General features: G+C 72.5%; 14 protein-coding genes. 7 read left to right on the top strand and 7 right to left on the bottom strand.

What is annotated here, in order from left to right; translation table 11 throughout:
• Positions 1–538: 538 nt before the first annotated feature.
• Entirely contained in the window at positions 539–2,767 is a 2,229-nt protein-coding gene (locus GUY60_RS25410; RefSeq protein WP_161701766.1) for a helix-turn-helix transcriptional regulator, read from the top strand.
• 60 nt (positions 2,768–2,827) lie between these two features.
• Here GUY60_RS25410 and GUY60_RS25415 read toward each other — a convergent pair whose 3' ends face one another.
• Entirely contained in the window at positions 2,828–2,968 is a 141-nt protein-coding gene (locus GUY60_RS25415) for a hypothetical protein (protein WP_161701768.1), read from the bottom strand.
• An 84-nt stretch (positions 2,969–3,052) separates the two neighbouring features.
• Positions 3,053–3,277, bottom strand: a complete 225-nt coding sequence (locus tag GUY60_RS25420) for a hypothetical protein (protein WP_161701770.1) — start codon at positions 3,275–3,277, stop codon at positions 3,053–3,055.
• A 154-nt stretch (positions 3,278–3,431) separates the two neighbouring features.
• Here GUY60_RS25420 and GUY60_RS25425 point away from each other — a divergent pair, with 154 nt between their 5' ends.
• The gene (locus GUY60_RS25425; RefSeq protein WP_161701790.1) at positions 3,432–3,869 is read left to right on the top strand and encodes a DUF4442 domain-containing protein; all 438 of its coding nucleotides are present in this window, start codon (positions 3,432–3,434) and stop codon (positions 3,867–3,869) included.
• 145 nt (positions 3,870–4,014) lie between these two features.
• Positions 4,015–4,650 carry a DedA family protein gene (locus GUY60_RS25430; RefSeq protein ID WP_161701772.1) on the top strand — a complete coding sequence of 212 codons (636 nt, stop codon included), beginning with the start codon at positions 4,015–4,017 and terminating at the stop codon, positions 4,648–4,650.
• A 190-nt stretch (positions 4,651–4,840) separates the two neighbouring features.
• Here GUY60_RS25430 and GUY60_RS25435 read toward each other — a convergent pair whose 3' ends face one another.
• Positions 4,841–5,371, bottom strand: a complete 531-nt coding sequence (locus GUY60_RS25435) for a gamma carbonic anhydrase family protein (RefSeq protein ID WP_161701774.1) — start codon at positions 5,369–5,371, stop codon at positions 4,841–4,843.
• Positions 5,372–5,513: 142 nt separating this feature from the next.
• On the opposite strand from GUY60_RS25435, the gene GUY60_RS25440 reads away from it, so the two are divergent.
• On the top strand, positions 5,514–6,311 hold the full coding sequence (locus GUY60_RS25440) for an acyltransferase (RefSeq protein WP_161701776.1): 798 nt from the start codon (positions 5,514–5,516) through the stop codon (positions 6,309–6,311).
• Between the two features lie 27 nt (positions 6,312–6,338).
• Here GUY60_RS25440 and GUY60_RS25445 read toward each other — a convergent pair whose 3' ends face one another.
• A complete protein-coding gene (locus GUY60_RS25445) occupies positions 6,339–7,205 on the bottom strand; it encodes a DMT family transporter (RefSeq protein ID WP_161701777.1) in 867 nt (288 codons plus the stop codon).
• 117 nt (positions 7,206–7,322) lie between these two features.
• Here GUY60_RS25445 and GUY60_RS25450 point away from each other — a divergent pair, with 117 nt between their 5' ends.
• Positions 7,323–7,895: a helix-turn-helix domain-containing protein gene (locus tag GUY60_RS25450; RefSeq protein WP_161701779.1), complete on the top strand. Its 573-nt coding sequence runs from the start codon at positions 7,323–7,325 to the stop codon at positions 7,893–7,895.
• Between the two features lie 43 nt (positions 7,896–7,938).
• A complete protein-coding gene (locus GUY60_RS25455; RefSeq protein WP_161701780.1) occupies positions 7,939–8,502 on the top strand; it encodes a YbaK/EbsC family protein in 564 nt (187 codons plus the stop codon).
• Between the two features lie 11 nt (positions 8,503–8,513).
• On the opposite strand, the gene GUY60_RS25460 is transcribed toward GUY60_RS25455, so the two are convergent.
• From GUY60_RS25460 to GUY60_RS25470, 3 genes are all read right to left on the bottom strand, one after another.
• Positions 8,514–8,921 carry a CoA-binding protein gene (locus GUY60_RS25460; protein ID WP_161701782.1) on the bottom strand — a complete coding sequence of 136 codons (408 nt, stop codon included), beginning with the start codon at positions 8,919–8,921 and terminating at the stop codon, positions 8,514–8,516.
• Between the two features lie 83 nt (positions 8,922–9,004).
• The gene (locus tag GUY60_RS25465) at positions 9,005–10,369 is read right to left on the bottom strand and encodes a PQQ-like beta-propeller repeat protein (protein WP_161701784.1); all 1,365 of its coding nucleotides are present in this window, start codon (positions 10,367–10,369) and stop codon (positions 9,005–9,007) included.
• Between the two features lie 52 nt (positions 10,370–10,421).
• The gene (locus tag GUY60_RS25470) at positions 10,422–11,393 is read right to left on the bottom strand and encodes a rod shape-determining protein (protein WP_161701786.1); all 972 of its coding nucleotides are present in this window, start codon (positions 11,391–11,393) and stop codon (positions 10,422–10,424) included.
• 163 nt (positions 11,394–11,556) lie between these two features.
• On the opposite strand from GUY60_RS25470, the gene GUY60_RS25475 reads away from it, so the two are divergent.
• Positions 11,557–11,828: hypothetical protein (locus GUY60_RS25475; RefSeq protein WP_161701788.1), on the top strand; the 272-nt coding region annotated here is incomplete at its 3' end.

Consider the following 11,828-nt stretch of genomic DNA (forward strand, 5'->3'; position numbering starts at 1 on the left):
CGGCTGCGCAGACGAGCACGGGTTGTCCTTCTCCTGGCCGGGTCGGGTGGTGTCGGCCGGGGCGTGGTCTCGGGGCGCGCCGCCGGGTGGGGGTGCCGTACCGGACGGGGCCGACGCGGACCGGCCCGTTCCGCAGGAGGTCCTGCTTGAGCCGGCGGCGCAACCGTTCCCGCCGGTCGAGCCCTGGGTTCACTGCGGTACCCCTCTCCACCGACTTCGGTGCGCTTCCTCGTCACGTGCCGGCACGCCCCTGCGCGTCCCCGCACGCCCTTGCGCAGGTCAATATGCCCGGAAAAGGCGCAAGTGATCATTTTCAGGGCTCGGATACGTATACGTATTCCTGCCGGGAGGGCGGTTGCCGCGCTCCCGTGCCGGAACGTTTCACCAGTGCGGGTGGCGTTCTCCCCGTTCTGCCGGATCAGTGCTGGTCGGCGCATTAGGGTCGGCCCGACATGTCCCGGTTTCGCGTGGGCAGTTGTGAGTGGGCGGAGGTCAGGTGGGCGGCTCCCAGGGAGCCCGGGGTCCGGAGCGGACACCCGTGGCTGTCACTTCTTTCGTGGGCCGGGACGCGGAACTGGCGGAGGTGGGCGACACGATGGCCCACGCGCGCCTGGTGACGCTGGTCGGGCCGGGCGGTATCGGCAAGACCCGGCTCGCCGAACGGATCGCGGACCGGGTGGCGAAACGTTTCGACGACGGGGCCTGTGTCGTCGAACTCTCCGGTCTGGTCGAGGAGGAGCTGCTGCCCCACAGCGTCGCCACCGCCCTCGGACTCCGCGACGGCGAGGCGCGCTCCGCCGCGGACGCCGTCGTCGGTCATCTGCGCGAGCGGCAACTGCTGCTTGTCCTCGACACCTGTGAACGCGTCACGGAGAGCTGCGCGGCCTTCGTGGCACGGCTGTTGAGCGAGGCCCCACGGGTACGGATCCTGGCGACCAGCCGACAGCCCGTGAACGTACCGGGCGAGCGCACCTACGTCGTGCCGCCCCTGTCGGCCGCCGACGCGCTCGAACTCTTCGCCCAGCGCGCCGCCGACGCCGCCAAGGGCTTCGTGGTGGACGACAGCAACCGCGAGCGGGTGGCCGGGCTCTGCCGGCGGCTCGACGGGATGCCGCTGGCCCTGGAGCTCGCCGCCGTACGCCTGCGGGCCCTGCCCCTCGACACCCTTGACCGTCAACTGGCCCGGCGCTTCCGGCTCCTGGACGTGCACCCGCTGGGCGTCGAGCCGCGCCACCAGACGCTCCACGCCTCCCTCGACTGGAGCCACGAGCTGTGCACGCCCCTGGAACAGCACCTCTGGGCCCGGCTCTCCCGGTTCGCCGGAGTCTTCGGCCTCGACGCGGCGGTGCGGGTGTGCGCCGACGCGGAGATGTCCGAGGACGAGGTGGTGGAGGCGCTGGTCGGCCTGGTCGAGAGGTCGGTGGTCCAGTACGCGGACGCGTCGGCGGGCGGCTGGTACCGGATGCTGGACACCCTGCGCGAGTTCGGCTCCGAGCGGCTGCGTGAACGGGGTGAGGAACAGCGGCTGCGTACCGCCCATTTCCAGCACTACGCGCGCGTGGCCGCCGATTTCGACCGGACCTTCACCGCGCCGGGGCAGGCCGGACGCCTCGTCGCGCTGCGGCGGCAGCACGCCGACATCCGGTGCGCCCTGGAGAACGCGCTGGCCGACGGCCACCTGGACGAGGCGGACCGGCTCGTGCACGGGCTGTGGATGTACTGGCACATCAACGGCCTCTATACAGAAGGGCGTTACTGGTGTGCCGCGCTCGCCGCGCACAGCGCCGTGACACCGGTGCGGCGGGGGGCCGCGCTTGGGCTCGACGGCTATCTGGCGAGCATCCAGGGGGACCCTGCAGGGCTGCGGCTCACCCGGGAGGGGCTCGCCCTCGCCGGGCAGGTCGAGGACCCCTTAGTCGCCGGCCGGGCGCGCCTGTTCTTCCAGCTCGCGGCCGCGGTCTCCGGGCTGTTCGACGAGTCGGACAAGGCCGCCGTCGAGGGTGAGGACCTGCTCCTCACCGCGCGCGACGCCTCGGGCCTGCATCTGCTGCGGATGCAGGACGCGTTGAACCACTTCATCGCCCAGGACCTCGACACCGCGCTCAGCCGGGGCGAGAACGGCCTGCGGGCGATGGGCAGTTGCGCCCCGGACGAGGAGGGATGGCACCACGCCGCGTTCTCGTACGCACTGGCGCTCTGTCACTTCGTACGCGGCGACCTCGCGGCGAGCGCGGCCCGCAGCCGGGCTGCGCTGCGGGTGGAGCAGCGCAGCGACGACGTCACCGGAGCCGCGCACAATCTGGAACTCATGGCGTGGGTCTCCGCCGCAGCGAAACGGTTCGACGACGCCGCGTGGCTGCTCGGCGCCGCAGACTCCCTCTGGGAGCGCATGGGCGGCAGGCTCACCGGCAACGACGTCCTCGAGAGAGTGCACCAGGACAGTGAGCGGGCCACCCGCGCGGCGCTCGGCGACGGGCCTTTCGACGCCCGCTGGCAGGACGGCCGGGCGCTCTCCCTCAAGGACGCCGTGGAGCGGGCGACCCGTGAGGAGCCGCCGCAGAGCGCCGCGCGGGTCCTGACGCCCCGCGAGCGCGAGGTCGCGGAGCTCGCCGTGTCCGGACTGTCCAACCGCGAGATCAGCGAACGGCTCGTGGTGTCCAAGCGCACCATCGACGTGCACATGGAGCACATCTTCACCAAGCTCGGGATCACCTCGCGCCGCCGGATCGCCCCCCACCTCGACATGGGTACCGGCACGGGCACTTGAGCGCGCGGAAGGGCCGCGGTCACCGGTTCCGTCCGGTAGCCGCGGCCCTCTTCCCGTAGGTCAGCTCTTGCTGTCCGCCCGCAGGCGCGTCTTGAGCTTCGCGCGGGCGCCCGTCACGGACTTGGTGGCCGTCTCGACCTTCTTCGCCTGCGCGGCCTCCGCCTTGCCGGCCGCGTCCTGCGTGTTGTCGAGCCGCGTCACGGCGTCCTCCCAGGGCGCGACCAGCCGGTCGTGCTCGACGTCGGTCAGCGGACGGTCCGCCTCGGCCAGGCGCTTCTGCAGGTCCTACTCGACGGTGTCGAAGTGCGCCTGCGCCTCGGCCAGTTGCTCGCCGGCCTGCCGCGCCGCCGGGTCCGCGGTGGCCTTGTCGAGGCGCTCCTGGGCGTTCAGGTACGCCAGGTGCCGGCTGGAGCAGGCGTCGGCCGCCTGGGCGGACGCGGCGAACGGGACGACGGTGAGGGACGCGAGAGAGGCGCTGACCAGTGCTGCGCGCACGAGGTGCTTGTTCATGTCCCGACGTTTTCAACGCCCTTGGGGCCCGGCAACGCGGATGCCGCCGGACGCCCGCGAGGGGCGCGCGTCCGGCGAGTGACGGAGCTCACTGGTTCCCGTATCGGCCCGGAAGATACTCACGGGTAACATCGCGCTCATGAGCGCAGACCAGATGTCCATCGGCGAGATGCTCGCCGCCACCGTCCCGATGGTCCGGACCCTGAACCTCGAGTACGCCGAGACCACGCCCGAGCGCGCGGTGCTCCGCCTGCCCGACAACCCGGACTACCGCAACCACGTCGGCGGCCCGCACGCCGGCGCGATCTTCACGCTCGGGGAGTCGGCGAGCGGCGCGATCGTGCTCGCCGCCTTCGGGGACCAGCTGTCGCGGGCCGTGCCGCTGCCGGTCACCGCCGACATCGCGTTCAAGAAGATCGCCACCGGCTCGGTCACCGCCACCGCGACCCTCGGCCGCCCGATCGCGGACGTGCTCGCGGAGCTCGACGAGGGCAAGCGCCCCGAGTTCCCCGTGGCCGTCGCCGTCACCCGCGAGGACGGTGCCGTCACCACCGAGATGACTGTCATCTGGACGCTCCGTCCCAACAGCTGAACAGCCGCTTTCCCGTAACCGGTTCCGGCCCGGCCGCGCACCCTTGTGCGCGGCCGGGCCGTCGGTCGTGATCCAGTAGGCTGCGCCCGGCGCGCGCCCGAGGGGCGCCTCCGGCAGGGCACCAGGAGAGAGCAGGGAGTCGGCGTTGCACGTCCAGGAGTGGCTCGAGACCGTTCCCGCGGTGGTCATCTACGTCCTGGTGGGGGTGGTCATCGGTCTGGAGAGTCTGGGTATCCCGCTCCCCGGCGAGATCATCCTCGTCAGTTCGGCGCTGCTCGCCTCCCAGAGCGGCGAGGTCGACCCGGTGGTGCTCGGCGCCTGCGCGACCGGCGGCGCCATCATCGGTGACTCCATCGGCTACGCGATCGGCCGCAAGGGCGGCAGGCCGCTCCTGGCCCGGCTCGGCCGCAGATTCCCCAAACACTTCAGCGAGGCCAACGTCGCCTCAGCCGAGCGGTCCTTCGAGAAGTGGGGCATGTGGGCGGTCTTCTTCGGCCGCTTCGTGGCCCTGCTGCGGATCTTCGCGGGCCCGCTCGCGGGCGTCCTGCGCATGCCGTACTGGAAGTTCGCCACGGCCAACGTGCTCGGCGGCATCGTCTGGGCGGGCGGCACGACGGCCGTCATCTACTACGTGGGCGTGGTCGCCGAGTCCTGGCTCAAGCGCTTCTCGTGGCTGGGCCTCGTACTCGCGGTGGCGGTCGGCCTCACGTCGATGCTGGTGCTCAAGCGACGGGCGGCGAAGCATCAAGCGGAGCAGCCGCTGGAGCCCGAGGCGGCATAAATCAGCCCGTCTGGGGCGCCTCCCGGCCGGAGGCTGGGGGAGTTTGAGGACGAGCCCGGAGGGCGATCTGCGGTGCCGCAGGCGACGGTGCGGACCGCCCTCCGGGCCGGAGGCTGGGGGAGTTTGAGGACGAGCCCGGAGGGCGATCTGCGGTGCCGCAGGCGACGGTGCGGACCGCCCTCCGTAAGCCCTACTCCCCGTGCGCGGCGCGATGCGCCTTCGCCAGCTCCGTGTACATCGCGGCGTTGAGCTTGAGCCCTTCCCGCTCCTCCTCCGTCAGCGGCCGCTTCACCTTCGCGGGTACGCCCGCGACGAGTGAGCCGGGCGGCACCTGGAGGCCCTGCGGCACAAGCGCCTGTGCGGCGACGAGTGAACCGGCGCCGATCACCGCGCCGTTGAGGACCGTCGCGCCCATGCCGATCAGGCAGTCGTCCTCGATGGTGCAGCCGTGCACCGTGGCGTTGTGGCCGACCGAGACCCGGTCGCCGATGGTCACCGGGAAGCCCGGGTCGACGTGCACGGTGCAGTTGTCCTGGATGTTGCTGTCGGCGCCGAGGACGATCGGGCCGCAGTCGGCGCGGAGCACCGCGTGGTACCAGACGCTGGCGCCGGCCTTGAGGGTCACGTCACCGATCACGACGGAGGTGGGTGCGGCGAAGGCCTCCTCGTGCACCTCGGGGTCCCTGCCGCCGACGCCTGTGATCAACGCCCGCTCTGCCATTGCGTCTCCTGATGCTGTTCGTGTCCGGGGTCGCGCCTCACCGGAACCGTAAGCGACGCGCGCGCGGGCCCGCGCGCCGGGTGGGGCGAAGATCACAGCTCGTGGCCCTGCCGGGTGCGGCACCGCTGAGTACCGTGAGCGGGTGCCGAAGAACAAGAACGCGTTCTCATCCGCGGGTGAATTGGGCGGCTCGCTCGCCGCGTGGCGCCGTCGCGCCCTCACCCGCGCCGTGCACGCCGGCTGGCGCTGGGTGCAGGGCACGGGCGCGGTCACGGCGGACCGGCCGGGCCGGCTCCGCTTCGGCGCCATCGGTGAGAACACCAAGCTGGCCTTCCCGCAGGGCACCGTCTTCGGGGAACCGTGGATCAGGCTCGGCGCGCACTGCATCATCGGCGAGCAGGTCACGCTCACGGCGGGTCTGATGCCCGACCTCGACCTAGGCCCCGACCCGATCCTGCGCATCGGCGACGGCGTGGTCCTTGGCCGCGGCAGCCATGTCATCGCCGACACCTCGGTGACCATCGGCGACGACTGCTACTTCGGCCCGCATGTCTACGTCACGTCCACCAACCACAGTTACGACGACCCGCACACCCCGGTCGGCAAGCAGTGGCCGCGGATGGAGCCGGTGGAGATCGGCCCCGGCTGCTGGATCGGCACCAACGCCGTGATCCTGCCCGGCGCCAGGCTCGGCCGGAACGTGGTGGTGGCCGCGGGCGCCGTCGTACGGGGCGAGGTGCCGGACCACGCGGTGGTGGCCGGGGCGCCCGCGCGGGTCGTGCGTTCCTGGGACCCCGAGCTCGGCTGGCAGCCGCCGCTGCGCACCCCGGCGCCGGTGCCGATCCCGGAGGGTGTCACGCCCGAACAGCTGCTCGCGCTGGCCGAGTTGACCGATGACGTACCGGTGGCGACCGAGGAGAGTCCGGCGGCCGGGCAGTAGCCGGACCGGCGCCGGACAGCGGGTGGTTCAGCCGCCCGCGAGCAGGACCGTGCCGAGCAGCGCGAGGCCCGCGCCCGCGGCCTGGACGCCGCGCAACCGCTCCTTGAGGACGCCGCGCGCGGCGAGTGCCGTGACCACGGGGTACAGCGAGGCGAGTACGGCCGCGACGGTGACCGGGCCGGTGCGGGCGGCCAGCGCGTAGGTGCCGTTGGCGGCGACATCGGCGAGGCCGACGAAGGCGAGTGCGGGCAGCGAGGACAGGACCGTGCGCAGGCCGCCCTCCTCGGGCAGGGTCGGAGCGCCGCGACGTACCGAGACGTAAAGGGCGGTGCCGCCCGCCACCACATTGGTGACCCGCTGCACGAAGAGGGCGAGGAACAGTCCGGTGAGCGTCGTGGACGCCTCCGCGATCAGGGCCATCACGGCGCCGAACCCGAAGGCGGCGACGAGGGTGAGCAGGACGGCCTGGCGCTGCACGGCGGCGCCGCGGAACTCCGGTCCGCCCGCGAGCAGTACGCCGACCACGGCTACCGCGATGCCGCCGTACTGGAGCAGTCCTGGACGCTCGCCGAGCAGCAGGCCCACGCCGACCGGGACCATCACGCCGAGGGAGCCGAGCGGCGAGATCACGCCCATCGGGCCGAGCGCGAGCGCCTTGTAGAAGGCGAGCATGGCGACCGGGCCGACCGCGCCCGCGGCGACCGCGAACCACAACTGCGGGCCCCACTCGGTCCAGGCGCCGGTCGCGACCACGATCGCGCCGAGCACGACGACCGCGACGCACTGCGAGGCGACCACCACGGTGAGGGCCGGCATGCGCCGCGTCAGCAGCCCGCCGCCGAAGTCGGCGAGGCCCCACATCAGGCTGGTGGCCAGGGCGAAGAGTGCGGACATGAAGCGGCCTCGCAGTACAGTGTGGTGAACGGTTCAGTGCAGCACACCGTAGTTCACTTTATTGCACTGTGTCATTCAGAATATTTGACCACCTGCCAACTCGACCATGGACGGGACGTGTCGGACCTCGATCAGCTCACCCAGTCGCTCGCCCGCAACCTCAAGCGCTGGCGCGGTGAGCGCGGGTTCACGCTCGACGCCCTCGCCGCCCGCGCAGGAGTCAGCCGGGGCATGATCATCCAGATCGAGCAGGCGCGGACCAACCCCAGCGTCGGCACCACGGTCAAGCTCGCCGACGCGCTCGGCGTCAGCATCACCACGCTCCTCGACTACGAACAGGGCGCGGAGGTCCGCGTCATCCCCGAGGAGCAGATCGTCCGCATGTGGGCGACGGACGCGGGGAGTTACACCAAACTGCTCGTCGGCACGGAGAAGCGCGGCCCCCTCGAACTGTGGTCCTGGCGGATCATGCCCGGCGAGAGCAGCGAGTCCGACCCGCACCCCCGCGGCACCGTCGAGCTGGTGCACGTCTTCGCGGGCGACCTGAGCCTCGTGGTGGACGGTGTCACCCACGCCGTACCGGCCGGGTGCTCGGCCACCTTCGAGTCGAACGTCCCGCACAGCTACCTCAACGACGGTGACGTACCGGTCGAGATGACCATGGCCGTGTCCATCCCGCCCGTCACGTGAGACGGCCCGGCGGGGGCTCCGGGCGCGCTGTTACGTTCTGAGGATGCGCGCTCCCATCGGCTCCTTCGACGACGCCCGGCCCGCCCCCGACTGCCTCGACGAGCTGGTCGCACCCGTCGCCGAAGCCGTCCGGCAGTGGCAGGGCAGCGTGCCCGCCGAGGAGTTCGTGTACGTCGACACCGACCCGGAGATCGCCGACACCGCGGTCTTCGTCGAGCACCACGGCCCCGAACTCCTCGACCTCTCCGCGAACTGCGTGGTCGTCGCGGGCAAGCGCGGCGGTGAGACCAGCCTCGCCGCCTGCGTCGTGCTCTCCGGCACCCGGGTGGACGTGAACGGCGCTGTTCGCCGCCAACTCGGCGCGCGCAAGGCCTCGTTCGCCCCGATGGACACCGCCACCGGCGAGACCGGCATGGAGTACGGCGGCATCACCCCGATCGGGCTGCCCGCCGCGTGGCCGCTCCTGGTGGACGCCGCCGTCGTCGACGTGCCGTACGTCCTGATCGGCAGCGGCCGGCGGCGCGGCAAGCTGATCGTCCCCGGCAAGGTCTTCGCGGAGCTGCCGGGCGCCGTGGTCCTCGACGGCCTGGGCGTGCCCGCGTCATGATCAACTCAGGATCAACTCAGGCGCGGGATCTCGATGGCCGGGCAGCGGTTCATCACCATGTCGAGGCCCGCCGCCCGGGTCCGTTCGTACGCACCCTCGTCGACAACGTCCAACTGGAACCAGACCGCCTTGGCGCCCGCCGTGACCGCCTCGTCCGCGACCGGGCCCGCGAGGGTGCTGTTCACGAACACGTCGACCACGTCGACGGGGAACGGAACGTCCGCGAGCGTGGCGTACCCCTGCTCGCCGTGGACCGTCTCCGCCTTCGGGTGGATGGGGACGATCCGCTTCCCGTAGCGCTGCAGCACCTCCGCCACCCCGTACGCGGCCCGCTCCTCGTTCGACGAGAGACCGACGACGGCCCAGGTGTCGCCGCTCTCGGTGAGGATCCTGCGGATGGTCGCCTGGTCCGCGTGCATGCCCGGCCTCCGTGACTGTCGCTGCTGCTGCTGCTCTGTCAGCGCCAACAGCCGTGACCCGGCGGGCATTCCCGAGGCACGTCCTAGTCGCGGACCGCCGTCACGCCCATGTCGTTGGCGCAGAACAGCCGGCCGCCCGCCGCCACCGGCGCCTCCGCCGCCGACTCCTCGCCCGTGTTGACGCGCCAACGCGGCTTCCCCGTACGGGAGTCGTAGGCGTACCAGTCGAACAGGTAGCCCACCATGAGCCGGTTCCCGGGTGTCGTGACGAGGGAGTACGACGAGTCCGTGCGCTCCGTCGACCAGAGTTCACGGCCGTCCCGTGCGGCGTGTGCGCGTACCGTCGTCTGGTCGTCGTCCAGACCGCCGTCCGCGCTCAGCAGCAGCCGTACGCCCTCGGTGCCGGCGGAGAGCAGGATCTCCTCGCCCGGTGAGGTGGCGAGGGCCTCCACCGTCCAGCGGCGCCTGCCGGAAGCGGCGTCGTAGGCGTGCAACCGGCGTGCGTCGTCCCGGGTCTCGCCGGGGCCGATCACGTACAGGGTGTCGCCGCCCAGGGCGGGCAGCGACCAGTACGTCGTCGGAGCGGTCCAGCGCACCTCGCCGGTGCGCGCGTCGTACGCCACCAGTTCCGTCACCGCCGTGTCGTCCGGGTCGGTCCGCCCGAACAGCAGGCCCGCGCCGGACAGGTCGAGGGTGCGGCGGTCGAGCGAGTTCCGCACCGGCGCGGTCCAGCGGGGCGTGCCGGTGCGTACGTCGAGGGCGACGAGGCCGAGGTCGGGCGGGTTCACGTACGCGAGGCCGTCGCGGACCGAGAGCAGGGTGGCCTCGGTGTGCCACAGGGTGCGCCCGTCGGCGGCGTCCAGGGCGTGCAGTTCAGGGGGCGCCGGGTCCGATTCGTCCTCGTGGGACCAGGGCGTGATGCTCACCAGGACGACGGAACCGCTGGTCCACACCGTGCTCGGGAGGGCCTTGCGCAGCCGGCCGCCCGGCCGTACCCGCCACAGCCTGCCGCCGTCCGCACGCCGCAGCGCGTGCACCGCACCGTCGTCGGACGCGGTGTACACGGCACGTTCGGTGACGGCAGGCTCCCCGGCCGTCGAGCCGGACAGCCGGACGCGCCAACGCCTGCGCCCGGAGGCCGCGTCGAGCGCGTGCAGTACGGCGTTCTCCTCCGAACGGACATAGAGGACACCGTCGGCGTGTGTCACCGGGTGCGCGCACCGCCCGATGCCGTCGGAGTCGACCACCGGGTACGTCCACAGCGCCTCGCGCAGCGGTGGCTTCTCCTCCTCAAGGGCGCGATCGACGCCCCACAGCGCGCCGCCCACGGCCAGCGCGCCCGCGGCCCCGGCGCCCCACCGCAACAACTGCCGCCGGTCGGGCTGCCACGGCGCTCCGTGTGCCCCGCCCGGCCGTGTCCCCGCTCCTTGCCCCCCGGCTGATCGCATCCCGGCAGGCTAGGGGATCCCGCGTTGCCGGGCAGCGGTCGGGGCGGGGCTCTCAGACCGTGGGCACGTCCCAGGCGCCCCGCACGCCCACATCGCCCGGCTGGTCCGGTACGTGCACGGGGACGTGCAGCCGTTCCCGCAGCCGGTCGGCGAGGCCGTGCAGCCGGGCTCCCTCGCCGCACAGCACTAGGCCGCGGTCGTGCACGTCCTCGACCAGCTTCGGCGGACTGTCGGACAGCAGGGCGAGCACCCGCCGGGCCACCGCGTCGTACGTGGCGAGCGGGACGCGGGCCAGCTCGTCGACGGGGACGTCGCGGGTGTCGGGCAGTCCGCGCAGCAGGTCCTGTCCGCGTACCGGCACCGAGCTGCCCCCCTCGGCCGCGGCCTGGGAGATCAGCACCTTGGTGCGCTCCGCCTCGGCCGGGCAGATCAGCAGCCCGTACCGGTGCCGCATCAGCCGTATCAGGCCCGTGTCGAAGTTCTGTCCGCCGACCCCGAGGCTGCTCTCGACGATCACGTCGCCGAAGGAGAGCAGCGCCGCCGAGGTGCGTTCGGTGCCCACGTCGACGACCAGGGCGCCCGCGGGCTCGGCCAGCGGTATGCCCGAACCGGCCGCCGCGGCAAGGGACTTGGCGACCAGGCGGACCCGGCGCAGGCCCGCGCTGTCGCACACGTCGAGCAGCGCGTCGGTCTGCAGTCCGCTGATCCGGTCCGGGACGCAGAGCGTGGCGTAGTCGAAGTGCTTGCTCCTGCTGTTCCCCGAGAGCTCGCGCAGCGCCGAGCGCAGCAGATGCGCGGCGAGCAGCGGGTCGGCCACGGAGCGCTGCGACACCGGGCGCACCAGGCGCAGCATGTCGGGGCGGCGGCCCTGCAGGGCGAGCGCTCCGGCACCACGCGCGCATATTCGGCCCTCGAAGTCGAGCGCGGCGACCGTGGGCATGCGCAGCACCCGCTGCCCCTGCCGGGCGAGGATCCGCAGCGTCGCGCTGCCGAGGTCGATGGCGTATCCGCGGGCCTTGCGCATGGGGCTCTCCGCTCGCTGGGAACCGGTTCACAGAGGCAAGCGGCCCGAGCGGGCCGTGACTTGCACGCTGGCACACGCCGTAGACGGCGGCGAGCTCTGGGCGTCCGATTCAGCGGTACGGCGACGACAGGCGCGGCCCGACCCGGCGGCTTAGCCTCGGGGCATGAGCGCGATCCCGGAGCGGTTCACCGTCCTCCTCAAGCCCCAGCTCGCCGACGCGGAAGGCCATCCAGAGCACGGCGGAGCCCTGCGCTCCGCCACCGTCACGCACACCGGCAGGACCGGCTCGAGCGGCTTCCCCCGGTACGAGGGGGACGGCGTGCAGGCCGACATCGACCCCGCGACCCGCACCGTCGAGGCGGTCACCGTCGACGGCAGCGCGCTGCCGTACGGCTGGGTCGCGCAGGTGGCGGAGGAGGGCGGCGGGGACCGCAG

The organism is Streptomyces boluensis (genome assembly GCF_009908195.1).
Classification (GTDB): domain Bacteria; phylum Actinomycetota; class Actinomycetes; order Streptomycetales; family Streptomycetaceae; genus Streptomyces; species Streptomyces boluensis.